25 protein-coding genes are annotated in these 24,918 nt (G+C 55.7%); 17 read left to right on the top strand and 8 right to left on the bottom strand.

Going from position 1 to position 24,918, the window contains the following annotated elements; genetic code table 11:
• Positions 1–355 precede the first annotated feature (355 nt).
• The 4 genes from PCH01S_RS15815 to PCH01S_RS15800 all read left to right on the top strand — a co-directional run bounded on the left by PCH01S_RS15815 (position 356) and on the right by PCH01S_RS15800 (position 3,352).
• On the top strand, positions 356–1,459 hold the full coding sequence (locus PCH01S_RS15815; RefSeq protein WP_042230846.1) for a quinone-dependent dihydroorotate dehydrogenase: 1,104 nt from the start codon (positions 356–358) through the stop codon (positions 1,457–1,459).
• A gap of 21 nt (positions 1,460–1,480) precedes the next feature.
• Entirely contained in the window at positions 1,481–2,284 is an 804-nt protein-coding gene (locus PCH01S_RS15810; protein WP_009674739.1) for a GTP pyrophosphokinase, read from the top strand.
• A 1-nt stretch (position 2,285) separates the two neighbouring features.
• Positions 2,286–2,693: a DUF309 domain-containing protein gene (locus tag PCH01S_RS15805; RefSeq protein ID WP_042230845.1), complete on the top strand. Its 408-nt coding sequence runs from the start codon at positions 2,286–2,288 to the stop codon at positions 2,691–2,693.
• 176 nt (positions 2,694–2,869) lie between these two features.
• Positions 2,870–3,352 carry a GNAT family N-acetyltransferase gene (locus PCH01S_RS15800; RefSeq protein ID WP_042230844.1) on the top strand — a complete coding sequence of 161 codons (483 nt, stop codon included), beginning with the start codon at positions 2,870–2,872 and terminating at the stop codon, positions 3,350–3,352.
• A gap of 233 nt (positions 3,353–3,585) precedes the next feature.
• Here PCH01S_RS15800 and PCH01S_RS15795 read toward each other — a convergent pair whose 3' ends face one another.
• Complete coding sequence (locus PCH01S_RS15795; protein ID WP_042230843.1) at positions 3,586–4,530, bottom strand: DMT family transporter; 945 nt, start codon at positions 4,528–4,530, stop codon at positions 3,586–3,588.
• A gap of 137 nt (positions 4,531–4,667) precedes the next feature.
• Here PCH01S_RS15795 and PCH01S_RS15790 point away from each other — a divergent pair, with 137 nt between their 5' ends.
• The 4 genes from PCH01S_RS15790 (at position 4,668) to PCH01S_RS15775 (ending at position 8,044) form a co-directional block, all read left to right on the top strand.
• On the top strand, positions 4,668–6,026 hold the full coding sequence (locus PCH01S_RS15790; protein ID WP_042230842.1) for an aminotransferase-like domain-containing protein: 1,359 nt from the start codon (positions 4,668–4,670) through the stop codon (positions 6,024–6,026).
• Positions 6,027–6,178: 152 nt separating this feature from the next.
• The gene (locus PCH01S_RS15785) at positions 6,179–6,565 is read left to right on the top strand and encodes a GntR family transcriptional regulator (RefSeq protein ID WP_042230841.1); all 387 of its coding nucleotides are present in this window, start codon (positions 6,179–6,181) and stop codon (positions 6,563–6,565) included.
• Positions 6,562–7,437 (top strand): ABC transporter ATP-binding protein, encoded by an 876-nt coding sequence (locus tag PCH01S_RS15780; RefSeq protein WP_042230840.1) that lies wholly within the window; start codon positions 6,562–6,564, stop codon positions 7,435–7,437. The genes PCH01S_RS15785 and PCH01S_RS15780 overlap by 4 nt, the downstream gene beginning before the upstream one ends.
• Complete coding sequence (locus tag PCH01S_RS15775) at positions 7,421–8,044, top strand: ABC-2 transporter permease (protein ID WP_042230839.1); 624 nt, start codon at positions 7,421–7,423, stop codon at positions 8,042–8,044. The genes PCH01S_RS15780 and PCH01S_RS15775 overlap by 17 nt, the downstream gene beginning before the upstream one ends.
• A gap of 66 nt (positions 8,045–8,110) precedes the next feature.
• Here the strand turns inward: PCH01S_RS15775 and PCH01S_RS15770 are convergent, their stop codons facing one another.
• Positions 8,111–8,620, bottom strand: a complete 510-nt coding sequence (locus tag PCH01S_RS15770) for a thioredoxin family protein (RefSeq protein WP_042230838.1) — start codon at positions 8,618–8,620, stop codon at positions 8,111–8,113.
• Positions 8,621–8,980: 360 nt separating this feature from the next.
• On the opposite strand from PCH01S_RS15770, the gene PCH01S_RS15765 reads away from it, so the two are divergent.
• The 4 genes from PCH01S_RS15765 (at position 8,981) to PCH01S_RS15750 (ending at position 13,512) form a co-directional block, all read left to right on the top strand.
• The gene (locus PCH01S_RS15765) at positions 8,981–9,766 is read left to right on the top strand and encodes a pseudouridine synthase (RefSeq protein ID WP_255246848.1); all 786 of its coding nucleotides are present in this window, start codon (positions 8,981–8,983) and stop codon (positions 9,764–9,766) included.
• A gap of 88 nt (positions 9,767–9,854) precedes the next feature.
• Positions 9,855–10,670, top strand: a complete 816-nt coding sequence (locus PCH01S_RS15760) for a Cof-type HAD-IIB family hydrolase (RefSeq protein WP_042230836.1) — start codon at positions 9,855–9,857, stop codon at positions 10,668–10,670.
• Between the two features lie 57 nt (positions 10,671–10,727).
• Entirely contained in the window at positions 10,728–12,230 is a 1,503-nt protein-coding gene (locus tag PCH01S_RS15755; protein ID WP_042230835.1) for an MDR family MFS transporter, read from the top strand.
• A 244-nt stretch (positions 12,231–12,474) separates the two neighbouring features.
• A complete protein-coding gene (locus PCH01S_RS15750; RefSeq protein ID WP_042230834.1) occupies positions 12,475–13,512 on the top strand; it encodes a hypothetical protein in 1,038 nt (345 codons plus the stop codon).
• Between the two features lie 136 nt (positions 13,513–13,648).
• Here the strand turns inward: PCH01S_RS15750 and trxA are convergent, their stop codons facing one another.
• Positions 13,649–13,966, bottom strand: coding sequence for a thioredoxin (gene trxA / locus PCH01S_RS15745; RefSeq protein WP_042230833.1), 318 nt, complete (start codon positions 13,964–13,966; stop codon positions 13,649–13,651).
• A 40-nt stretch (positions 13,967–14,006) separates the two neighbouring features.
• Positions 14,007–14,639 (bottom strand): nitroreductase family protein, encoded by a 633-nt coding sequence (locus tag PCH01S_RS15740; RefSeq protein ID WP_042230832.1) that lies wholly within the window; start codon positions 14,637–14,639, stop codon positions 14,007–14,009.
• A gap of 356 nt (positions 14,640–14,995) precedes the next feature.
• On the opposite strand from PCH01S_RS15740, the gene PCH01S_RS15735 reads away from it, so the two are divergent.
• Complete coding sequence (locus PCH01S_RS15735) at positions 14,996–15,265, top strand: hypothetical protein (protein ID WP_042230831.1); 270 nt, start codon at positions 14,996–14,998, stop codon at positions 15,263–15,265.
• Positions 15,266–15,376: 111 nt separating this feature from the next.
• On the opposite strand, the gene PCH01S_RS15730 is transcribed toward PCH01S_RS15735, so the two are convergent.
• Both PCH01S_RS15730 and PCH01S_RS15725 read right to left on the bottom strand, forming a co-directional pair.
• Entirely contained in the window at positions 15,377–15,757 is a 381-nt protein-coding gene (locus tag PCH01S_RS15730; protein WP_042230830.1) for a helix-turn-helix domain-containing protein, read from the bottom strand.
• Positions 15,758–15,957: 200 nt separating this feature from the next.
• Positions 15,958–16,338, bottom strand: a complete 381-nt coding sequence (locus PCH01S_RS15725) for a helix-turn-helix domain-containing protein (protein ID WP_042230829.1) — start codon at positions 16,336–16,338, stop codon at positions 15,958–15,960.
• A 184-nt stretch (positions 16,339–16,522) separates the two neighbouring features.
• Between PCH01S_RS15725 and PCH01S_RS15720 the strand changes: the two genes are divergently transcribed.
• Positions 16,523–16,729: a helix-turn-helix domain-containing protein gene (locus tag PCH01S_RS15720; protein WP_042230828.1), complete on the top strand. Its 207-nt coding sequence runs from the start codon at positions 16,523–16,525 to the stop codon at positions 16,727–16,729.
• An 89-nt stretch (positions 16,730–16,818) separates the two neighbouring features.
• On the opposite strand, the gene PCH01S_RS15715 is transcribed toward PCH01S_RS15720, so the two are convergent.
• Positions 16,819–17,955 (bottom strand): GGDEF domain-containing protein, encoded by a 1,137-nt coding sequence (locus tag PCH01S_RS15715; RefSeq protein ID WP_255246843.1) that lies wholly within the window; start codon positions 17,953–17,955, stop codon positions 16,819–16,821.
• Between the two features lie 270 nt (positions 17,956–18,225).
• On the opposite strand from PCH01S_RS15715, the gene PCH01S_RS15710 reads away from it, so the two are divergent.
• From PCH01S_RS15710 to PCH01S_RS15700, 3 genes are read left to right on the top strand one after another with little or no spacing between them, the layout of a single operon-like run.
• Complete coding sequence (locus PCH01S_RS15710; protein ID WP_042230826.1) at positions 18,226–19,350, top strand: glycosyltransferase family 4 protein; 1,125 nt, start codon at positions 18,226–18,228, stop codon at positions 19,348–19,350.
• A gap of 40 nt (positions 19,351–19,390) precedes the next feature.
• Entirely contained in the window at positions 19,391–20,839 is a 1,449-nt protein-coding gene (locus PCH01S_RS15705) for a metallophosphoesterase family protein (RefSeq protein ID WP_042230825.1), read from the top strand.
• Positions 20,836–24,207: an AAA family ATPase gene (locus PCH01S_RS15700; RefSeq protein WP_042230824.1), complete on the top strand. Its 3,372-nt coding sequence runs from the start codon at positions 20,836–20,838 to the stop codon at positions 24,205–24,207. Before PCH01S_RS15705 ends, PCH01S_RS15700 begins: the two co-directional genes overlap by 4 nt.
• A 93-nt stretch (positions 24,208–24,300) precedes the next feature.
• On the opposite strand, the gene PCH01S_RS31405 is transcribed toward PCH01S_RS15700, so the two are convergent.
• Positions 24,301–24,642 carry a Ger(x)C family spore germination C-terminal domain-containing protein gene (locus PCH01S_RS31405; RefSeq protein WP_042230823.1) on the bottom strand — a complete coding sequence of 114 codons (342 nt, stop codon included), beginning with the start codon at positions 24,640–24,642 and terminating at the stop codon, positions 24,301–24,303.
• Positions 24,643–24,918 lie beyond the last annotated feature (276 nt).

The raw sequence follows: 24,918 nt of genomic DNA, 5'->3' as shown, positions 1-24,918 counted from the left end.
GCTACGTGCGGGGGAGGCGCTTTTTTTTACGGCCGATTAGAGACTCTTGCGTCTGACGCGATACGAGACGGAGGACTGCCGTTTAAACCCGTTTTTTTAAAACCGATTAAAACGATCCGGTTTATCGAAATAGGTTCTGTCGAAAGAACGACTCAAAAGATGCAAACATTTGTACGGAATTTGCCATAAAACGAACGATTTATGTGTTATAATATATTTCGTTCGTGTTTAATACCGTTTAACAGGAGTTATACGTCCCGATCAAGGGACTCTGTACGGGTAAAAATCTTTGCATTCTCGCGCGGAACGCGATAAACTGACAGATGAGAGTACTGAGGAACGGAGTGTCAACTGCATGGTATACAAGAAAATCGCTAAGCCGGTCCTGTTTCGCATGGACGCGGAGAAGGCTCACCATTTGATTATTAACGGACTTAAAACGGCTGCCAAGATCCCAGGAATGTCGTCCGTTATCGGCGCCGCATGGGGGTCCGGTCATGCCCCCGAACTTCATAGCACGCTCTGGGGAATCGCGTTTCCGAATCCGGTGGGACTTGCCGCCGGACTGGATAAGAATGCCCAGGCGGTGGAAGGTTTCTCCCGGATGGGTTTCGGTTTTATGGAAGTGGGGACCGTTACCCCCAAACCGCAGAGCGGCAACGACAAGCCGCGGCTTTTCCGGCTTCCGGAGGATGAAGCCCTGATCAACCGGATGGGCTTCAACAACGTCGGCGCGGAGGCGATGGCGCAAAATTTAAGCCGCCTCGGCAGCCGTCCGGTCCCCGTGGCCGTCAACATCGGCAAGAACAAAACGACGCCCAACGAGCAGGCGGAAGAAGATTACCGCTCCTGCATCCGGGTCTTGTACGGGCACGGAGACTTTTTCGTGGTTAATATCTCTTCACCGAATACACCCGATCTGCGTAATTTGCAGCATGGCAATGATCTGCAGAGATTGCTTCATGCGGTCACGGGCGAGATGAAGATTCAGCACGAGCGGACCGGCGGCGCGGCCAAGCCGGTTCTCGTCAAAATCGCGCCCGACCTGACCGACACCGAGCTGGAAAATACGATTGCCGTCATCGGCGGAAGCGGGGTTTCCGGGATTATCGTTTCGAATACGACGCTTGGACGCGACGGATTAAGTCATCCCAACCGGGATCAGGCAGGGGGCCTGAGCGGACGTCCGCTGACATCCCGTTCGACCGAGCTTATTTCGCGCGTGTACCGAATGACGGAAGGACGCATCCCGATTATCGGGTCCGGCGGAATTTTCACCGCGCAGGATGCCTATGACAAAATCCGGGCGGGAGCGAGCCTCGTCGAGGTGTATACGGCGCTTATATACGAAGGCCCGGGCCTTTTGAAGAAATTGAATGAAGGTTTGTCGACCCTGCTTAAAAAAGACGGCTTTACCCATATTTCCGAGGCGATCGGGGCAGATCAACGTCGACTTTGACCGGAAGTGGAGGCAGTTCTTATGGATGGAAGAGATTGGAAAAAATTTCTGTTTCCTTATGAACAGACCGTAGAAGAACTCAAAATTAAATTCAAAACGCTTCGGGCGGAACTCAAAAACCGCGAGGAATATTCTCCGATCGAATTCGTGACCGGGCGTGTTAAAAAAATTTCCAGCATTTTGGATAAAGCCAAGAAGTTGAACGTATCCATGGACGATCTCGAAACCGGTATCGAAGATATTGCGGGCATCCGCATCATGTGCCAGTTCGTTGAAGATATCGAAACATTGCGAGAGCTGATCCACCAGCGTAAGGATATGAAAGTGCTCTACGAAAAAGATTATATCGCCAACAAGAAGGAAAGCGGCTACCGCAGCTTTCATATGATTATCGAATACCCGGTGCAGACTTCTCTGGGGATGAAAAAGGTGCTCGGCGAAATTCAGTTGCGTACACTGGCGATGAATTTCTGGGCGACTATCGAGCATTCCCTGAATTATAAATACAAGGAAAGCATGCTGCCGGAGGAGGTTCGCACGAGACTTAGCCGCGCGGCCGAAGCCGCTTACCTGCTGGATCAGGAAATGTCTAACATCCGCGGAGAAATCGTGGAAGCGCAGAAGCTGTTCGAAGACAATTCGAATCTGGTTACCGTCATTCTGAACTGCATCCAGGTGCTGTACTTCTATCATCGCGTGCGGGAAGCCGTCCAGTTCCAGATGCGCTTCAACGAAATTTTCGAGAAGGACGATACACGGGCCATGCGCGAGCTTCAGGAAGAAATCCAGGAAGCCATCAAACGGGCGAAAAAAGGGGCACGCTGATTTGCGTCCTTACGATCCGTTGTACCTCGCTTTTTTATACGAGTTCAATGTAAACCGGGACTATTACGAATGCCATGAAGTGATGGAGACCCTCTGGCTGGAAGAAGGCCGGAAGCCGTTTTACCAGGGGCTGCTGCAGATTGCCGTCGGCCTGTACCATCATCTTAACGCTAACGTATCGGGAGCCGTTAAATTGATGGAATCGGGGATCGCGAAGCTGCAGGGGTACCCGGACAGGCTGCTCGGAATAGACGTGGCCCTGCTGCTGCGGGATGCGGAGGCTTACCTGGGCAAGCTCCGGAATAACGGGGTGCGGCCTTTCGAGCCTTATCCGCTGGAGATTCGCATCGTGGATGAGGACCTGGCGGAACGGGTCCGGCAAATTCAAGGCGAGCGGGAATCGGGTTGAGTTTATCCGGCGGACCGAATCCTAGATGGAAACGGCAGGGAAAGAACCGGCAGGCATAAGGCCCGGCCGGTTTTTTTTGCAGGCAGGGGTAGGACAAGAGATAAGAGCGGGCGGTATAACGGTGCTCGCCTGTTTCGCCGGTACAAAACGGTACATATGATGAGGGAGTGGTGGGAATGGCGGATTATCAAAGCAGGCCTTTGTCGCCGGACGATTTGGACGTTATTTGCGGGATGCCGCAACATGCGGGCGAGCTCTTTTACATGTATCCGAAAGGCGTATTTCCGCTAACGCCGGAGCAGATTCGGGAAGCGCTGAAAACACGGCTGTGCCCGACCGTTATAACGGCCGAAGGCGGGGAAATTGCCGCTTACGCCAATTTGTACGACTGTGTGCGGGAGAAGGAATGCTGGCTCGGAAACGTGATTGTGGCGCTCGGCTACCGGGGAAAAGGGGCATCCTCTTATCTGATCCGGACGATGATGGACAAAGCGAAACGGGAGCTCGGTGTTCCGTTTCTGAATCTCATCTGTCATAACACGAATACGCCCGCGCTGCTTCTGTATACAAAGATCGGCTTCTGTCCCTTCGACGTGTCTGAGAAGGCGGGACCGGACGGGAAGCGCCTGGCCGGCATCCATATGCGCGTTTCTCTTTGAGACAGTGATTCGGGGCGATGAGTAGGCGCCTCGCAGCCGGTGCGGGAAGCGGACAGCCGGGAATAAAGCGAACGATAAAAAGGCCGTGAATGTCACGGCCTTTTCGTTTTGCCTGCGAATAAGCGCTGGGCAGCATTAGTGTTGAGCGGCCGGTTTCAAAGAAAACACCGATTTCCGGCCAAAACATAAGGACTGCGAGACATTGGACAAGCAGCCGCCGCTTAAAATTTCCTTTACGCATCCAGCCTCCGTTCCGGCTGCCGGGAAATTTTGCGGGAAGACGCCGGCAGGCATACGCCGACCACTCCGGCAATCATCAGGGCGGCTCCGATCAAATGGAAATAGGCCAGTTTCTCATGCAGGATGATGACGCCGGCCGCCATGGTAACGATCGTCGCCAGCTGGCTGAAAATGCTGATTTTGAAAGCCTCCATTTTGGAAAGGGCGTAATTGGACAGAAATGAACTCGCCAGGGAGGACAGCACGCCCAGAAAAAGAACCGAGACGGTGAACGAAAGGTCGCCGAAAGGTTCGAAATAGAGAGGAAGCGTGCCTTGGACGGTGCGGCGAATGACCGCAAATCCGTTAAACGCGATGAAGCCGAAAAGCAGCGAAACAAACGTCAAGTCGAGCGGCGTATAGTTCCGGCTTAATTTTCTCGCGAGCACGCTGTATCCCGCGGAGGAAAGAGCGGAGAGCAGGATCAGGAACAGCCCGGCACCGTTCATCGTACGAAAGTCCAGTCCCTTCATGGCGAAAATATAAACACCGCCTGCCACAGAGAGGGCGATAAACAAATTTTGCCGCAGGCCGGTCCGTTCCTTCAGCACAACCGAAGCGAGCATCATGGTGAAAACGGGGGCTGCTGCTTGGATGATTCCCGCTTCGGAAGCCGACGCCTGTACCAGGCCGAAGGTCTGGAAAGCAAAAAACAGAACGGGATACAGCACGGCCATCGGCAGGATGGCTAAATAATCCCGCTTCCGGATGTTCAGGCGGGTTCTGCCGAGGGCGAGGAAGACGAGCAGCGCGGCCAGGGAAATCGTAAACCTGTGCGCCAGGAGGTCGAACGGCCCCGTGGAAACGAGGGCGGTTTTCACGAATATGAACGAGAAGCCGATGATCAAGGCGTAAAGTACGGCGGCTAGATAAGCTTTGGTAAGAGGTGCTGCTTTCATGGCGATCTATTCCTTTGAGCCTGCATGCATAGCGGTTTATTAAGGTCCTTGCTTAGATTTTAAGGGGATGGGCGCCTGTGCTACAATAGGAGAAAACGTTAACTGTACCGGTACAGATTGGCCGGGGAGGTGAATTCATGCACAAATATGAAGGGATTTTAACCGATCTGGAGCGGCAGATCGCGGACCGCCGCTATAAAGAGGGCAGCAAACTACCCTCCATCCGGCAGTTGTCGGAAAGTTACGGGGTTAACAAAAGTACCGTTATCCGTGCGTTGGAGGAATTGGAGAGCAGGCACCTGGTCTATTCTATCGCCAAGAGCGGGTATTATGTCGTCCAATCGTCGACGGATACCGCCCCGGACTCGCCGGATGTCATCGACTTTGCCGTATCCGCCCCGGACCCGGCCTTTTTTCCTTATCTGGATTTCCAGCACTGTATGAACAAAGCGATCGATACGTACAAAAACGATTTGTTTGTGTACGGCACTCCTCAAGGACTGCCCGCACTGCTCGTGATGATGCAGAAGCTGCTTGCGGATTATCAGGTGTTTACGCGCGTCGGCAGCCTGTTTGTCGTGTCCGGGGTGCAGCAGGCGCTAGCCATTCTGGCCGCGCTTCCTTTTCCGAACGGAAAAACGAAGGTGCTGATCGAGCAGCCCGGCTACCACCTGTTCATCGAACAGCTCGTGACTCACGGGGTCCCGGTCATGGGAATCCGGCGTTCGCGGGAAGGGATCGATCTGGATGAACTGGAGCGGATTTTCCGCACGGAGCCGATCAAGTTCTTTTACACGATTCCGAGGTTTCATGCCCCGCTCGGGAGTTCTTACCCCACGGATGTGAAGAAAAAAATAGCGGCCCTTGCCCGCAAATATGATGTCTACGTGGTGGAAGACGACTATCTGGCCGACTTGGAGCCGGACGGGAAAGCCGACCCGGTTCATGCTTACGATGAGGGGGGACGGGTGGTTTATTTGAAAAGTTTCTCCAAAATCATGTTCCCCGGCCTTCGCATCGGGATTGCGGTTATTCCCGGCAGTCTTGTGGACCTCTTCAGCCAGTATAAGCGCATCGCCGACATCGACAGCTCGATGATTTCCCAAGGCGCGCTGGAGATTTACCTGAAAAGCGGGATGTTCGAACGGCACAAGCATAAAATCAAAGCCGCCTATGCGACCAGGTCGCTGCTTTTCCGGCAAATGCTTGCGGAGTATGGGCCGCTTGCCGGCGGCGCAGTACAAGAAGCTGCGGGAAGCGAAGAGCTCTCTCCCGTCCATACTCACCTTGTGCTGAGCCCGTCTGTATCCCAGACGGAGCTGGCCAGGCGGCTGCGTAAAAAATCGGTGGTAATCGAACCGATCGACAAGCACTATCTGCCGGGCTTTCCCCGGGACAATTATTTGAAGCTGAATGTCTCCCAAGTCGGGGACGAACAAATCCGGAGGGGAATCCGGCTTCTCATGGAGGAGCTTGGACGATACGGAGACCGCTGAAGCCACGGGGGAATGCGGTTGGACAAATAAACGGAGGCTGCTCCAAGCGGACTTCCGTTTTTTTATGGGCATAAGCGGATTGACAATATTGTATATAGTGTATATAGTATACATATACAATATAAACAAAGCTTACACGAAGCGGGTGAACTATGAACATTATTCTTTCGCAGAGTTCAGGCGAGCCGATCTACGAGCAGATCCGACAGCAGATTCAGCGCCAAATTCTGCAGGGAGAGCTGCTTCCCGGTGAAGGTCTGCCGTCGATCCGGCAGCTCGCAAAAGATCTGCAAATCAGTGTGATCACGACCAAGAGGGCTTACGAGGAGCTGGAAAAGGAAGGGCTGATCGACTCGGTCGTCGGCAAAGGCTCCTTCGTCTCCGGTCTGAATCGGGAATATATCCGGGAACAGCAGTTAAAGCAGTTTGAAGCGAAATTGTCGGAAGCCGTACGGGAAGCCAGGCAGCTGGGAATAACCGTGGATGAAACGATCGAAACCGTCAAAGCGCTGTATGAAGAGGAGGAAGAGATTCGATGAACGCCGTGGAATTTAAACATATTTCCAAAGCCTATTCAAACTTCAGCATCCAAGACCTGTCCTTTGCGGTTCCGAAAGGATACATTACAGGACTGATCGGTCCTAACGGTGCGGGCAAAAGCACGCTGATTAAAATTTTGCTCCATCTTGCTATTCCGGAGCAGGGACGTGTCTTCATAGAAGGAATGGAGATGCCGATACGGGAGAAAGAGATCAAAGAAAGGATCGGTTTCGTGTCGGACGAAAGTCATTTCTACGAGCATTTGACCGTCCGCCAGACCGGAAGGCTGCTCGCGTCTTTTTACCGGAATTGGAACGAGACGCAGTTTCAAACCTATCTGGAGCGGTTCGAGCTTCCGGCCGGGAAAAAAATTTCGGACTTATCCAAAGGCATGAAGATGAAGTTCGGTCTGGCCGCGGCTCTTTCCCACGGGGCTAAGCTTCTAGTGATGGACGAACCGACCGCGGGACTCGATCCCGTCTTCCGGCGCGAGCTGCTCGATCTGCTGGCCGATCTGATGCAGGATGAACAGCATACGATCCTGTTCTCCACCCACATTACGACGGATTTGGACCGCGTCGCGGATTACGTCGCCTTTATGAACCGGGGCAAGCTCGTTTTCAGCGAGAGCAAGGATAACATTCAAGAACGGTATGCCATCGTAAAAGGAGGGACGGAGCTTCTCGATGCGGACATCCGGAAGCAGTTCGTTTCCGTCCGGGAAACGTCCGTAGGCTTCGAAGGCCTCGTTTACAACCGGCCGCAGGCCGAGAAGTTGTTCGGAGGCTATGCGGTCATTGAGCCCGCGAATCTGGAAGATATTATGGTTTACACGGTCAAAGGAGGGTACGGCCATGGTGGCACTGCTTAGCAAAGATTTTCGCGTGATGAGAAAAGAGCTCTTGTGGATGGCCGTTTATGTCGTTTTCTTTGCCATCACTTTCTCCAACTCCCGGATGGGCGGTGTAGTGGTCCAGCTTGTTCCCTCCATCATGCTCTTATTTATTTCCGCGAATCATGACGTGAAGAACCGTAATTTCATCCTGCTGGGCAGCCTTCCCGTGCGGCGTTCGGACATCGTGCGCGCCAGGTATGTGAGCGTGCTCCTGTTCGGTGTACTGGGAGCGGGGATCGGCTTTATCGTAAGCACGGTAACGTCGATGATACAAGGGACCGGCGGCGCATCCTCCTTCTCCTGGGGAGCCTCTGGCCTTCTCGGCGCCATGCTGCTCGTGTATGCGGCGATTTACCTTCCGCTGCATTACTGGCTGGGAGACAAGTACCTGCAGGTAATCAGCGTTATCATGATGATCCTGCTGTTCGCGTCGACTTCCATGCTGGGCTTCATTGTAGGAGCGACGGACAAATGGGGGCTTCCTTCCCCGGCTGCAGTCGCGGTTATCGCTTTGACGGGAGTATCGGTATTTTTCGTTTCTTATCTGATTTCGCTCGGTATCATGAAAAAGAAAGATTTTTGACCCGCCGTCCCGGGGAGCGGGAATAACATAACAAAAGCAGCGGATAAGCTCCGCTGCTTCTTTGGTTTATTTTCCGTTATGTTTGAGGAAAAATTCTTTGAACTTCGCAGGCGTATTGCCTTCGGTTCCGCCGTTTTCCGGCACGCCGCCGACCATGCGTTCTACTTCTACGCCGTCTTTGTAGTATACGAGTGTAGGCGTGAATTCAATGTTGTATTTTTTCCAGCCGTCCTGGAATTCAAGCAGGTTAAACTGCTTCACGTCGATGCCAAGCTCTTTTTGCAGCGGGACAAGGACGGGCGTCGTTACTTTACAGTGCGGACAATCGGCGCCATAGTAGTACAGGAAGAAGCTTTCTTTGTTCGCGATGCGTTTGTCGAGCTCTTCGGGTTTGATCAGGTTCTGGTAATTCGGGTCTTCGAGCAGTTTCTGCGTGGCCGGTTTCAGCTTGGAAGCGGATACGCCGTAAAGTCTGTTGGCCGCGTCGTCATTGCCCTTGTTGGAAGATTTCGTGACCAAGAAGATCGCGACGAAAAGGACAACGATAATGCCTAAGTAAATCGCTAATTTTTTCATAATTCACTCCTTAAAGGTGTACTTGTTTAGCTAGAATAATTTCGAGACGAAAGAGTGCAAATCCTGCTTGTTCTTCGTGAAAAAGTGAGAAAATCGTGAAAGATTTCCTGTTTTTTTGTCAGACCGAAGGTGCAAGCAGGCACGGAATAGTCTATAATACGGGGAGCCGCACTAAATCCCGCCCGGTATGCTTGACACGAACGCTTCGACCGATTACCCCGATTCACATAAAAGGCAATCCACCGAACATGCCCCGGCCCCGGATTCAAGGAGGCGAGAGGGCTTTTATTCATAGGGCGGAAAAGCAGGAAACCGAGGCAGGCTCCATCAAAATATTGGACGGAAGGAGGCGGAAGCGCGATTAAAAGAAAAACACAACGGCTCGATAAGGTGCTCGCCCATCTCGGCTACGGTTCACGGTCCGATTTGAAAAAGGCGGTCAAAAACGGCCTCATCGAAGTGAACGGCATCCGGGTCAAAGACAGCGGAATGCAGGTGGACCCGGAGCAGGACGAGATTACCGTAAGCGGAGAAAAAATCGTTTACCGGGAATTCGTCTATCTGCTTCTGAATAAACCCCAGGGCGTCGTTTCCGCGACGGAAGATAACCGGGACCGCACGGTAGTCGATCTGCTCAGCGAGGCTTATGCGCCTTTTGACGTATTCCCCGTCGGCAGGCTGGACAAAGATACGGAGGGGCTTCTGCTGCTCACGAACGACGGCAAGCTGGCCCATAACCTCCTTTCTCCGCGCAAGCATGTGTCGAAGACGTACTACGCCAAGGTGGAAGGAGCGGTCGGAGAAAACGACAAACAGGCGTTTGAGGCGGGCGTCGAGCTGGATGACGGATATGTGACGATGCCGGCGCAGCTTCGCGTTCTGACATGCGATATAATCGTCGATCCGCCACGCTCGGAAATTGAGTTGACCATTCAGGAAGGGAAGTTTCACCAGGTGAAACGGATGTTCCAGGCAGTCGGCAAGCGGGTCGTTTATTTGAAGCGCATCTCGATGGGGCCGCTCCAACTGGACCCGGCTCTGGGACTGGGCGAATACCGGGAACTGACCCGGGAGGAACTGGAGCTGCTTCAGGGCAAGCCTTCTCATGATTCCGGCCCCGGTGTCGACGACGATTTACATAAGTGAGACGAGGCTAATGCAGCGTTCACAAGGCAATGCACAAGGCAAGAGAGACAAAACCAGATCATAACGGAGTGGAAAGGAGACCTGTCCCATGACTTACAAACTGATCGCCCTGGATGTTGACGGCACGCTTCTGAACGACGACTATCTCCTTACCGAGCGGACACGGGAAACCGTACGCCGTGTGCACGAGCAGGGAAGCTCTATCGTGCTCTGCACGGGCCGGGGGCCCGCAAGCGCCATTCCGGTTCTGGAGGAACTGGGACTGGAAGGAACGATCATTACACACAACGGCGGCGCCACCGTTCAGTCTCCCGGGCTGGAACTGATTCATCAGTATGCGTTCCGTGTGAGCCAAATCGCCCCTATGATCGCATACTGCCGCGAACATGAGGTGCACTTCGACGTATGCGCACCGTTTGATATGTACCTGGAGCGTTTAACCGAGATCGAACAGGCGATGTACAAGAAGTTTTTCGTTACTCCGCATCTCGTTGCGGATGTAACGGCTTTGACGGTCCCGCTCGTCAAGTTTACGCTTTACAGCGCGGACCCTGCCGTCATGGACACGGTGGAGCGGGACTGGTCGCTTTCTCGGCTGTACGGCGATCTCCGTATGATCCGCAGCGGGGATCATTTTATCGACGTGATGCACGCCGATGCCACGAAAGGCAACGCACTGCGGAGCTTATGCGAAAGTCTCGACGTCCGTCCGGACGAAGTGCTTGCCATTGGCAACTACTTCAACGACTTGGAGATGATCTCCTTCGCGGGTCTCGGAATCGCGATGGCCAATTCTCCGGCAGGCGTTCTGGAACAGGCGGACCAAATAACCGCCTCCAACAATGAAGACGGCGTAGCGAAAGCGCTGGAAACGCACGTCTTACAGACGGTCCGCCGGGATTGAGGGAATTGAACGAACATCCCGTGCGGTTCCCTAAAAAAAGAAAAGGCGGTGCTGCCAATGGCTCGGTCCGGTAACACCGACAAAACAAAAGTCCTGCTGGCGATCATGGTCGTGACCTTCCTTTCTTCCATCGAAGGAACGATCGTGTCGACCGCCATTCCCCGCATCGTCGGCGATTTGGGCGGTCTGGACTTGATGAGCTGGGTCATATCCATTTACCTGCTCACCACGGCGGTTTCTACCCCGATATTCGGCAAGTTGTCCGATTTGTACGGACGCAAGAAAATTTTTATGATCGGAACCGGTTTGTTCCTGATCGGCTCGACCTTGTGCGGAATCGCGCAATCCATGGAAATGATGATCTTCTTCCGGGCGGTCCAGGGGATCGGCGCCGGCGCCATTCTTCCCGTTACGATGATTATCGTCGGAGATATTTACTCGTTCGAAGAACGCGCGAAAATCCAGGGCTGGATCAGCGGGATCTGGGGGCTTTCGGGCATTCTGGGGCCGCTGGCCGGCGGTCTGATGGTCGATTACGTGTCGTGGAGATGGATTTTCTATTTTAACATTCCGTTCGGCATCATCTCCATGCTGTTGATTTCCGCTTTTCTGCACGAAAATCTGGAGAAAACGAAGCGGCCAATCGATTATCCCGGCATTGTGACGTTTACGATCAGCATGACGGCTCTGATCTATGCCCTGCTGAGCGGCGGGGTCCAGTACGCCTGGGGTTCGCCTGTCATTCTCGGTCTGCTGCTCGTCTCCGTCGTCTTCCTGTTTATTTTTATCGCCGTCGAAAAAAGATCACCGGAGCCGATGCTGCCTCTTGACCTGTTCAAGGACCGGCTCCTTACGCTCATCAACTCGTCGGGCTTCATTCTCAGCGCCATCCTCGTGGCGGTCACGATCTATCTGCCGCTCTGGGTGCAGAGCGTGAACGGCGGCGGGGCGACAGGCTCGGGCTTCGCGCTGATTCCGCTGTCCATCTGCTGGACGATCGGCGCAGCCCTGGCGGGAAGAGGCTTTGTCCGCCTCGGCGTAAGATCCGCCGTCCTCATCGGAGTGGGAGGAATTACCGCGGGGTCCGTCGCCTTGGCCCTAATGACGGCCGCGACCCCGGGGTGGGCGCTCGAAGTGTACACGGCGCTGTTCGGGATCGGCTTCGGCTTCGCCTTCACGGCGTACACGATCACGATGCAGTCCGCCGTAGGCTGGAAGCTGCGCGGAGCCGCGATGTCTTCGCATACGTTCATCCGTACGCTCGGCCAGACGCTGGGAATCGCGGTGTTCGGGATGCTGTACAACACCTCGCTGCATACGTATCAGCAGGCTCATCCCGATCAGGTCGGAGGCATCGACCTCAACAAAGCGCTGGACTCCCACGGACGCTCCGCGTTCTCGCCGGAAACGATGGCGGGCATCCGCGAGCTGTTCGCGTTCAGTCTGAGCCGCATCTTCTGGTCCTTGCTCGTTCTGGCGGCCATCGGCATCGTGCTCACGCTGCTTCTGCCGAAACGCTTCAAGGTCGAAGAGGAGCCGGAGCAGGCGGTTGAACACTGAGCCGTCCCGTCAGTCCTGACGGATTGAACGGAAGATGCTTCTTCCTGTTTGAGTTGAAAAAGCTTACCCGTCCGCATTTGCGGACTCCGGGTAAGCCTTTTTTTGTTATGGGCCGGCCTCCCGGTTGTCACATATATTTCCGGCGATCCGGGTACGCTAGGAGCAGAATCTTCCGGGTAAGCATGTTTGGCCTGGCCAGAACTTGCTGCATCGTCCGGAAATACCGATAAGGGAGGCAGAGCAAATGGCCCAGTTAGTACTAAGACCCGACCTGAAAACGGCGGGCGGAGAAGTGACGGAAATCTTGGTGGACGGCCGTTTTGCCGGAATTATCAGTTTGGTGTACCGCGAAGGGGACCGGATGACCGGGGGCATTCAGCTTGAGGATGCGGTACTATCCCCTGCCGGCAAAAGAGAAGTGGACGCATTCGTGCGCAACCATATCCAATGGCTGGTCGATGCGATGAACATCCGGGAATGCGACGTTGTGCTGACGTATGGCAGCTATGACCATATCATCGGCACTCCGCTGCTTTCGGACGAATCCCAGGCGGTGGACTATGCGGACGATGAAACGACGGCGGAGTGGGTCGGTGACGAATCGGTATACGGAGACTACGAGGAAGATGAACTCGATGACATCTCCATGGAAGAAGATGCCTATGACGCGGAACCGGATTACGAGCTGGTGCTTCTGGAGGATTCGCGCGGGCGGGTGGAGTACCAGCTTTTCGATCCGGGATCCCGCCTTGTGGCGGAAGCGTCATGCCGGATCTATGGCAGTGAAGCCGTATGTATGCTCGACTGGGTATTCGACCCGCTTGAGGAAGAGATGGAGCTCGCATCGAACCTGATTGTGGCGGATTTTCAGGAAGAAGAGACCGAGAACTTTTTGTTCCACAGCCGTTTTGACGGGGAAATTGTGGATTCGGTCGAAATCTCACTGGAAGAGGCGGATGAGCTGAGCGAGCTGGACAGCGGAGAAGACGAATTTTCGGTCATTCTGGCAAGAGATGACGGAGATACGCTGACCTATGAAATTTACGAGCAGGAATACGGGGGCATTCCGATCGGAACGGCCACTATTGATGTAAGCGAGGATCAACTGACCGGCTTTATCGACTTCCGTCAAACCGACGATTCCCGCCAGCGGCAGGAAATTGCCCGGCTGCTGATGGAGGAGCTGGATAAGGAGCGGGATTACGATTCGCTGCATCTGTCCATGCTTTACCGCAACAAGTTGATCGATGAATTGTTGTTCGAAAATGTTACGATTCAATAACACGATAAAGTGGAGCCTGGGCTCTGCGTTTTTTCCGTAAAAAAAGAGCGGTCCAACTCGCCGGATGACGATAAGGACCGCTCTTTTTGCTTTGTGCCGGGCTTTGGGGGAAAGGGGCAGGTAAGCTTCGGGTTAATTACTGATTTTGATTAACCAGTTCTTTCAGCGTCTGAAGCGATTGAACGCCTACCATCGTTTTGACTTCGCTGCCGTTTTTGAACAGCTTCAAGGTAGGAATGCTCATCACGCCGAACTTCGAGGCCGTTTCAGGATTGTCGTCGACGTTGATCTTGGCGATCGTTACCGCTTCGCCGGCTTCTTCCGTCAACTGGTCCAGGATGGGGCTCTGCATTTTGCAGGGACCGCACCACGGCGCCCAGAAATCGACGAGAACAAGGTTGTTTTTATCCAGCGTTTCTTGAAAAGTTTGATCGGATACATTTAGCAAAGACATGGGAATCCCTCCGTGTGTGAAATTTTAGTGTAAGACCAGATCAGAACGAATTTTTAACGATAACCTGCTCCAGGGGAAAGCGACCGGACGCATAAGCCGGTTTCGCCGCTTTGCCGACGGAGATCAGCAGAGTCGGGATGTAGCGCTCGGGAATGTTAAATTCCTGCACAAACGCGGCCGGATTGAATCCGCCCATCGGGCACGTGTCGTAACCGAGCGCTTTCGCCGCGAGCATGAGCTGCATGGATGCGAACGAGGCGTTGCGGATCGCTTCATCGCGAGGAATGCTGCCGCCGCTCGCATAGGCGCCGTTAATTTGCGACACGAGCGTGTCTTTGATTTCCGGCGTCAAAAACCCGCTTTCAACAGCCGCCCCGTAAATCGTTTCGGCGTTCAGGTTCGCCTGCAGGTCGCCAAGGACGGCGACGACAAAGGAGCTTTCCGTGACCTGCTTCTGGTTGCTTGCGATGGGAAGCAGACGCTGCTTGGCGCTAGGGTCGTCGATCACGAGGAATTTCCAGTGCTGCAGATTCCAAGAGGATGGCGCCTGGTTAGCCGCGTTCAGGATAAGCTCCTTATGCTCCTCGGGAAAGATAAAATCCGGATCGTACGATTTTACGGAGTGGCGCTCCGCGATGACTTTCAGTGTTTCGGGAAAAATCTGTTGGGTCATAAATGTCCTCCTTTTGGCGGTTTGCAAAGTTATAGGTAATGTGTGCGGTTTTGCGGAAAACATGTCTCGTTTCCGGAAGTTCCGCGTAGTCAATTTTTTCAGGTCGAACATTCCCGGCCATCGGGTAAAAAAAACGGGCCTCCGGCCGTTCGACTGGAAAGGGAGAACTCGGTTAGGCCCGCTGGCAGAAGGACGAAGATCCGGGCATAACGGATGCCGTCTGGGTGGACTAAACTGTAACTAAATAAGTTACGCTATATCTAGTATAATAAATATTACAGTTAAAACTGTCAAGAGCAACTTTTCACATTCGACAATTTCAGTCATAATCGGAAGTGGAAGGAAGTGGAACTTAAATGAGTGTCCTGCAAAATGAACTGACGCACCTCATCTTTCTGGCGGAGGTCGTAATCGCAAGCCGCAAAAAAGAAGTGATGGAAGATACGCTGCAGTGTCTGCTGTATATAATCAAGTCGCTGCCCGAAGTTGAAGTGCCGGACAGTGTTGCAGAACAGATCGCTCATTTGACGGAACGCATTGAGGAGAAGCTGCGGCAGGAGAATGAACGGATTCAGGAGATACAGGGAAACCTCGGCCAACTGGCCAAACCGAATTCAATCGCGTAGCCGGCCCGGATTAACATACAACAAGAAACAACCCGCAGGGAAGATTCAGCTCCCGCGGGTTGTTCCGTATGCTTATGTAAGGCAGGATTACAGGAGGCCGGTCGGCCGGTCTTATTCGTTGCGGCTGTTCCGCTCTTTCCAGAAAAGGGCGCTGAGCATGCGCTCGACCCATTCTTTATCCTGCTCCGTCAGTTCGATGCCGTCAAAGATAAGTTCGTTGTCATGAAGAAACCGCCGCAGATTGACCGGAGCCTTGGGCTTGTCCTCGCCGCTCTCCGGTTTGTCGAGATATCCGGCGATTTTCATCAATTCGGCGTAGGGAATATTCAAGCCTTCGGACAGCTTCATCAGCACATCCGGAGACGGGATATTGCGGTTGCCGTTCTCAAGCTGGGAAATGTAAGCGGCCGATACGCCGGAACGGTCTGCCAGTTCGCGGATCGTATAGCCTTTCAGCTTGCGGAGATCTTTAAGCTTGTCATAGAAATACATCGCAGCCACCGCATTTCTTGGTAAACATTAGTTAACATGTTTATCATAGCAGGGAATATGTGGTTTTTCAAAGGGGAACTTTGGACGCGGGGCCAAAAAAATTACATGCACGAATAACAACCCGCAGGGAAGATCCAGCTCCCGCGGGTTGTTCCGTTTGCTTATGTAAGGAAGAAATGCAGGAGAGCAGCCGGCTGGTCTTATCCGTTGCGGCTGTTCCGTTCTTTCCAGAAGAGGGCGCTGAGCATGCGCTCGACCCATTCTTTATCCTGCTCCGTCAGTTCCATACCGTCGAAGATGAGATCATTGTCATGAAGAAACCGGCGCAGATTGACCGGAGCCTTAGGCTTGTCCCTGCCGCTTTCCGGTTCGTCTAGATATCCGGCGATTTTCATCAGTTCGGCGTAGGGAATATTCAATCCTTCGGACAGCTTCATCAGCACATCCGGAGACGGGATATTGCGGTTGCCGTTCTCAAGTTGGGAAATGTAAGCGGCCGATACGCCGGAACGGTCTGCCAGTTCACGGATCGTATAGCCTTTCAGCTTGCGGAGATCTTTAAGCTTGTCATAGAAATACATCGCAGCACCCGCATTTCTTGGTAAACATTAGTTAACATGCTTATCATAGCAGGGAAAATGTGGTTTTTCAATCGGGGGTAAAAGAAAGAAAAGCTATCGTCAACTATAGTAAATTTTAATGTTTACAATAGTAAATTATAATGCTACCATGGAATTAATTAGGAAATGGGGGCCATGATTTTTTATGAGGATTATCGCCAAATCGGAAGAATTTATCCGCAGAAGAATGACGCTGGGACTGACCCAGCGGGAGCTCGCCAGACAGACGGGATTAAGCCACGCATACATCAGCTTGCTGGAGCGGTCGATGAAGTCGGTCGGCCCCGGGGCCGCGAAGCGTCTGAGCGTCGTTCTCGGAAAGCAGGTCGAGGAGTTGTTCCACATTCAGTGAGGAAAAGGTGCGGTCCCGCCAGAGGCCGCGCCTTTTTTGTATTCACTGCTGTGCAGTCATTGCTGCCGAAAGACCGGGCAGGCGATAAGTCAGGCGGAGAATTTGACGACTTTGTTCTTCCCGGTTGTTTTGGCCTTGTACATCGCTTCGTCCGCCTGTTTGATCAGCTTGTCTCCCGTGAGGCCTTTCTTGTAGGTGCTGAAACCCATGCTGACGGTGACGATGGTTTCTTCTTCGATGCGCTTGCGTATTCTTTCCGCAAGCTCGGCGGGTTTGACATCGGGATCGGTCAGCAGAATGACCAGCTCCTCGCCGCCGTAACGCCCCACGATACCGCTTTCGTCCGCTTCCTGGCGCATGATGCTCGCCACCTGCTTGAGCATCTCGTCTCCCATGTGGTGGCCTTTGGTATCGTTGAGCTTTTTGAAATTGTCTATATCGCTGAACAGGACCGAAACGTTCAAATTCAGCCGGATATACTGCGAAACTCTTTTATCGAAATATTTGCGGTTATACACTTTGGTCAGGCCGTCGGTGATCGAGGACTGGTAAATCGCCTGCATAAGCTCGACAACCCGATCGAACAGCAGGAAGAAAAGAATCGTCGCATAGATGACCGGAATAAACCATTCCGCCAGCATCAGCCATTTCTGCTCCCCTTGAAACAGGTACAGATTGACCATATGTGCCGTTTGTCTGGCGAAATACAACGTCATCATGGCCTGGAATTTTCCTTGTTGTCCGATCAGAGGCGTAATGATGTAAGCGCACAAAAAGATCAGCACGAATATGTACAGCTCCAGCGGCAAGTCAGCCAGCAGCGCAGCCTGCTCGGGACTTCCTCCGGACGGCGGGTAAAAATGAAAAGCGGAAATGCCCAGAGCGACCGCGATCAAGCCGTAAAAATATAAATAATGACGCCGCCGCGTCGGATTATACAGTTGATAAACGCCCAGATTGATCAGGACGAAGGTGACGACCTGGAGCAGATCGTCCGCGAAGCCCGACATGCCTTGCAGTTGGCCCGAGGCCTGCCAGTAAAGCCGGAGCAGGTTATGCGCGAGCATGAGGATGAGCGAGACGGTCATCGAGAGATAGCCTTTTTTTCTGCGTGTGTAGTAAAGTCTTCCCGAGATGAAAATCATCAGGGTAAGAATGACTAGCATCATGGAGCTGGCCGTCTCCGGACCCCATGTTTCAATCGGATCGTTCCACAAGTTCAACATTCCTCCGAGGTTGTCCGTTCCCTCTTGCGCGGGCCGGATTCAAATGTACGTTCGCATTTTCAGGCGATTTCATTATAGCAAAATAGGACGGGGACAAGAACAACTTTTTTTCGGAAAAGTACGGGCAGACTGAAACGCCGACCGGACCGGCAGGGCGTGTTCTCTTTTCTATTAGCCGGGCAGAAGGTACAATAAGAAGAGGCTGAGCGTATGATGCTGTAAGCCGGATTTACGCCGCGCAAGCGGACGGAGGATCAGGAGTGTGCACCGATGAACATTTTGCAAGCGTTATTCTTCCCGCCGGAGCAGCCGGGCGGAGTTTCTTCCATGGTCCCGTATATCACCGAAAAGTTTAATAAAAGAGGCTGGGACATGGAACTGTTTTCCCTTCCCAGAAGGGTCAGGGGCAAGGGAACCGAGCCCGTTACCTTCAATACGTTCGATTGGACCCGTTATGCGGGAAATCCGATTGTGGACAAATATATCCAAACCTACAAAGACTACGTGTGGTGGACGAAGCTTCGTATCCGCAAGAGCTACGATCTGATTCACGCTCATCACCCGATTGCCGCGCTCGCTATCAAGGAAGTATTCCCCGATACGGCAGTCATCGTAACGGTTCACTCCAGCTACGAGGGAGAGCTTCTACTGAACGGAAAAATAGAGGGAGGCGGTCCCGAGCAGCTTTTTCTGACGTCGATTTACGGCGAAATGGAAGCGCGGCTGGACCAGATTCTAACGGTTTCGAATTCTTTTAAAGGTTATATAAGTGAATTTATCCAGGATCCCGACCGGATCGGGGTAATCCCGAACGGCTACGACGAGAAACGCTTCCGGCCGATTTCCCACGAGAACGAAGTGGCCCAGCTCATCACGGTGTGCCGCTTGGTTCCGGCGAAAGGGCTCGAAACGCTGCTCCAGGCCTGCGCGATGCTCAAAGAACGGGGGCATCCTTTCGTCCTGCATATTATCGGCGACGGCCCTTCCCGGACAGAGCTCGAGGAATTGGCCAAGGAAATGAACTTATATGAAGAGATTATTTTTTACGGGTACATGCTGCACCCGGAAGAGTTTATGCCCTTCTTCGACATTTTCGTTCTTCCTTCGAAAGCCGAGGCGTTCGGCTCCGTATTTGCGGAGGCGGCTCTCTGCCTTTTGGCGCTAGTAGGCACGAATGTCGGAGGGGTTGCGGAGCAGATCGAGAACGGACGCAACGGGCTGCTCGTCGAGTCGGGTGATGCGCCGGCGCTCAGTCAGGCGCTGGAGAAAGTCGTGGTCGATCCGACCTACCGGTATCAGCTTGCACGTGCGGCTTCGGAGAAGGCGAAGAAATCGTACTCGCTCAACAGGGTCATCCGGCAGCTGCGCGGCGTGTACGAGAGGTACGGGAAATGAAAAGTTTCATTGCTTTAGGCCAAACGAAAGGGGTGGGTGGATGAAGGCGCTGAAATTTCTGCATGCCGCCGACCTTCACCTCGACAGCCCGTTCAAAGGGATGAACTCGGTTCCCGAGCGGATCCGGGATGTGATCCGGGAATCGACCTTCGGAGCGTTAAGCCGGCTCGTCCGGCTGGCGGTCCGGGAGAAGGTCGATTTCGCTGTTTTCAGCGGCGATATCTACGACGCCGGCGACCGCTCTCTCCGGGCTCAGCTGCGCTTCCGCAGCGCCCTTGCCGAGCTGGACCGGGCGGGAATCCCCGCCCTGGTTATCCACGGCAATCACGATCCGCTGGACGGCCGGGGGGCGGATCTGGAATGGCCGGCGGGAGCCTATGTGTATCCGGCGGACAAGGTCGAGACGGTTCGGATCGTGAAGGAGGACCGGGGGCTTATCGCCGAAGTTCACGGCATCTCGTACGCGTCCGCCGCCGTAACGGAGAACCTCGCCCTGCGTTTCCGGGGCGGGGACGCTTCGGTTTTTCAAGTGGCTCTGCTTCACACAAATGTCGACGGAAACCCGGGATACGACAACTATGCCCCTTGTAGCAAGTCGGATCTTGTGGGGCGGGGAATCGACTATTGGGCCCTGGGCCACATACATACAAGAGAAATCGTCATGGATGAAAAGCCCTCAGTCGTGTATCCCGGCAACATACAGGGCAGAAGCATACGGGAGTGCGGCCCGCGCGGGTGCTACATCGTGGCGGTGGATGAGAACGGCAGTCCCGCTCTGGATTTTCATGCTCTTGACGGGGTGCGCTGGCAGCAGGAGTCTCTTTCTATCGCGGGCATCGGCACGGAACAGGAACTGCAGGAAAGCCTGCAGGATCTGCTGGCCCGGCTAAGGGAGAAAGCCGAGGGCAGACCGACCGTCGCCCGGATCTTCCTGGAAGGCCGGGGACCGCTTCATTTGAAGCTGCAGGCCGGAAGCACCCTTTCCGACCTGCTCCGTGAGCTGCGCGAGAGCGAGCTTCTGGCTCTGGCGGGGCGTTCGGCCGCAGGATACGGCAAGGGCGGTACGGGTGCAGGCGCCGAATATGCGGAAGCGCCGCACCCGGCGGACGACAATAAGGAAGAGGGGACAAGGGGCTCTTACACCACGGCCCCCTCAGGCGGCGTCTTCCGCAGTGCGGCGGCGGAAGTTCCGTTCGTCTGGATCGAATCCATCGAAGCACGGACCGGGCAGGATATCGACTTTGAACTGCTTCTTCGGGAGGAAAGCTTCATAGGCGACCTCCTCCGATTGGCGGAAGAACTGTCTGCGGATGAAGGAAAGCTGCGGGAATTTGCCGAGGAAGCGCTCGGTTCCCTCCTTGCCCAGAACGGAGCTTCCAGGCTGTTCGGAGGAGCGGACGGGCTTCTCGAAGACACGGGGGACTGGCTGGAGGCGGCGCGTGAACTCGCCGTCGATCAGCTGATGCCGGACGGGAGGCGGGCCAAATGATCATCCGCGAAATAAGAGTCCGCGGGTTCGGTTCCCTGCAGAACCGGACTTACCGGTTCGAATCGCCCGTTACCGTGCTGTACGGCCCCAATGAGGCGGGCAAAAGCACCCTGCTCGGTTTTATCCGCGCCGTCCTGTTCGGGTTTCCGACGCGGGCGCAGGCCGCCGACAGGTATGAGCCCGACGGCGGGGGATCGCACGGCGGCGCGCTGCTGCTGGAGGACAAGCAGGGCAGGACTGTCCTGATCGAACGCTACGCGGATCACGGCGGCCCCGGACGTCCGCCCGCAGCCGGTTCCGTCAAAGTAACGCTCGAAGGAGGCGCTGAAGGCGGCGAAGAACTGCTCCGTCACCTGCTCGGAGGACTGTCCGCGGAGCTTTTCCGGAGCTTGTTCGCCTTCGGGCTGGGCGAGCTTCAAGAGCTGCGGACCCTGCAGGGGGACGACATCGGCGGCTACCTCTACGGAGCGGGCTTCGGCGTGAGCGGAAGCGCCGTAGTGGAAGCCGAGCGCAAGCTTGCCGCAAGGGCGGATGTTTTGTTCCGGCCAAGGGGACGGACCCAGGAGCTGAACCGCAGCATCCGGGCGTACGAAGAACTCCGTTCCAGCCGAAACCGTTCCGCCGACGAGATCAGCCGGTACGAAGAAGCGACGGCGGAGTGGAAGCGGCTCGGAGACCGGCTGAACGGGCTGGATGCCGCCCGGGCGGAGACGGCCGCCGAGCTGGAATGGACCCGGCGCTGTGGGAAGGCCTTCGAGCCGTGGCTGAAACTGCGGCGGGTTCAGGCGGAAATGGCGGATATCCGGGAAATTCCCGGGTTTCCGCTGCATGCCGCCGCACGTTACGAAGCCATCCGTCAGGAACGGGACGAATTCGAGAATGAGCGGCGTCAATACGAGGAAGAGAGCGCCGCGCTTCTGCGGGCGGTCGAAGCCCTGCCCGTCCGCGAAGAACTGCTCGAAGACGCGGCCGAACTCGCCGCCCTTGAAGAGGAAGCGGGGACATACCGCAGCGGGCAGCTTGCGGCGGCTTCCTCGGAGACGGAGAAAGCTCAGCTGAACGAAGCGCTTGCGGCTTTGCTGCGGCAGCTCGACGAACAGTGGTCGCGGGAGGATCTGGCCGAATTCCCCGTTTCGGTCGGCATGAAAGAGCAGATCCGGGAAGCCAGGGATTCCTTCGCGAAATGGGACGGGGAGAGGGCGCTGCTCGACAGCGAGCTGAGCCGGGTGTTTGGCCGTCTGGAGGAGCAGCAAAGCGAGCTCGCCGAACGCCAGCTCGAATGGAGCGAATGGCTGACGCTGTCGGGGCTCCGGGAAGATGCGCCGGGAGCGCGGACAGCCGCCGAATCGGGTCTGCTTCGCCGGCTATCTTCCGATTACGCGCAGTGGAGACTGCTGAAGAGCGAGGAAGAACAGAGAGACCGGATCCGGGAGGAAGAACGCCGCAGGCAGGAGGAATTCGAAGCCTGGTCGGACAGGAGGCGAAGCGACTCCGACCGTACCAGGAAAAAGACCGCTTACGCCGCGGGAGCGATCGCGGTTCTTCTGCCGGCGGCGCTGCTCTTAAGCGGTCAGGGGCCTGCGGCTGCGGTCGTATTCGTTGTGCTGGCGGCCGGTACGGCCTGGCTAATGTTCGGTTCCCCAGATAGAGCCCGTGGAAACAGCCGCAGCCCGAGCACCCTGCTGCCGGAAGTCCGGACGGAGGGGAGAGGACGTGCCCGCCGGGGAAGAATAGCCTCCTCCGGCGATTGGTTGTCCGCTCCCGCACAACCGGGCGAAGCGGACCGCACAGACGGCGAGGATGTCCGGCTGGAAGCGGACAAGGCGGCCCTCCGGCAGCGGCTTCAGCAGAATCTGGCGCTTCTGCTGAGCAGCCGCGGAGAGGGAAGCCGTGAAGCGGCCGCCGCCCGCACGGCCGGTGCCAACGGCTTTTTCGATGAAGCTTCCGCTCCCCGACGCATGCCTCTGCCGCCTTGGCCGGAGACGCTGAGCTGGCTGGACCGCGAGCTGGAAAGCTGGCTGACCGGCACCGACTTGTGGGCGCAGCACCGCTCCGAAATGGAGCGCCGACGGGCCAAGCTTGAAGAACTGAAGCAGAGCATCCAGTCGCTGGAGAAGCAGCAGGCGGCGGTTTCCTCCCGGTTGCGTTCGCTGGAAGAACGCGCCGCGTCCGGTCAGGAGCGCTGGAGCGGCTGGCTCTGCGAACGCAAGCTGAGGCCGCACTTGTCTCCCGAAGCCGCGCTGGAATCGCTGCAGCTGATCGCCCGCGGGCATGATCTGCTGCAGCGCCTTGCCGGCTGCGAGTCCAAGCTGGCCGCCCTGCAGGCCACTTCCGCCGCGTTCGAAGCGCGGACGGTCCGGCTGCTGGGCGAAGCCGAAGCGGCGGACCCGTTGCTGGGGCTCCGACGCTGCGCCGAGCGTCTTGCGGAGCAGCAAGGACTGCTCGCAAGGCGCGAGCGGCTGGCCGCCGAAGCCGGGGAGGCCCGGCGCCGGGAGGCGGCAGCCGCGCAGAAGGCTCGGCACGCGGCAGAGCGCCTGCAAGCGCTTCTGAGCGAGGCGCAGGCGGCCGGCGAAGAGGAGCTTCTCCGCCAGGCGGCTCTCCAGGAGCGCCTGGCCCAGCTCGCGGCCGAAGCGCGGCTTCTCTCCGGCGCGCTGAATGCGCATGCCGGCGTCGCGCGGCGGGAGCGGCTCGACGAGGCGCTGTCCGGCGCCGACGAGGGGAGCCTCGCTTCGCGCGAGGAGGAGCTTGCGGGGAGCCTGAGCGGCCTGGAAGCCGAGGCGAACCGCTTGCGCGACAGGCGCGGCCGTCTGGCCGGCGAGCTGGAGAAGCTCGAAGGCGGGAGCGAGCGGGGCGAGCTGCTCCAGCGCACCGAGGAGCAGCTCGCCGAGGTGCGCGATCTCGGCGGCAAATACGCGGTGCTCGCGATGGCCGCCCTGCTCGTGAAGCGGACGCGCGAGCGCTGTGAACGCGAACGCCAGCCGGGCGTGCTCCGCCGGGCTTCGGCCTGCTTTGCCGCCATGACGGGCGGCAGGTTTACGCAGGTGGTCGCACCGTTTGGGCAGCAGCGGCTCTATGCCGTCCGGTCGGACGGACGGCAGGTGGATTCATCGAGATTGAGCCGCGGAACCGCGGAGCAGCTTTACTTGTCGATGAGATTCGCGCTCGTTGAAGAATTTACCGGCGGAGCTTCCCTGCCGCTCGTTTTTGACGATATCTTCGTCAATTTCGATAAAGAGCGGATGGAAGGGGCTCTGCGGATTATCGGGCAGCTCGGCGGAAAGCGGCAGGTTCTGCTTTTTACTTGTCACGAGCATGTAAGAGATGCGGTGACAGGGATTTCTCCCTCGGCAGGTGTACTTCATGTTTAATGGACTGAAAAAAAGACCCTCCTTATTTAAAGGAAGGGTCTTTTGGCGTTTATCGTATATGTCCTTCCAAGTATGTCTTGACAAAAAAATGCGCTATCCTCTTTTGCCTTCCGGAGAAAGAATTTTGAGATGAACGCGGACCGTCACTTCCAGTTTTTTTATTAGTTCTTCCCAGTTAGTCGTATCCCAGCCTCTCATCCGGAACTGTTCGCCGATTCCCAGAATATCCAGGCCCTGTTCTTTGGTGCCGCCGAGCAGTTTATTGTCCGTAAGAATCCATTGAAATTCATCGGTCGGCAGCAGCTCCTGGAAAAGCTGAATAACCCCGTCCGTATCGGCGGCAAGCGGAATGTCCCACTGGTCGGCGTTCAGTGTAGGCGGCGCCGGGAGCGTCGGCCGGCCGTCGGGCTTGCGGCTGTCGTTCTGATCGGTCATGATGTCCCTTGATCGATCTAGAGCTATAAGGGTAGACTTCCCAGATCGCCGGCAAATTACCAGGGGCAACGGAATGAAAATGTGACGGTATCCGTAAGCGATCGATACATGGGGGAGGGCAAGGGGCGGTCGGTGAACGCTTCCGACAGCACGGCATAGCCTTCCGGGAAGCTCGCATGCTGCAAAGCGTTTCGCATGCACACGTGCGGCCTCCCCGGCAGCGAACGGGACAAAACGTAAAAAAACAGGCACGTTCTCCGCGTTGCAAGAGAACAT

The organism is Paenibacillus chitinolyticus NBRC 15660, assembly GCF_000739915.1.
Lineage (GTDB): Bacteria > Bacillota > Bacilli > Paenibacillales > NBRC-103111 > Paenibacillus_F > Paenibacillus_F chitinolyticus.
This window is presented reverse-complemented; position numbering and strand designations above follow the sequence as displayed.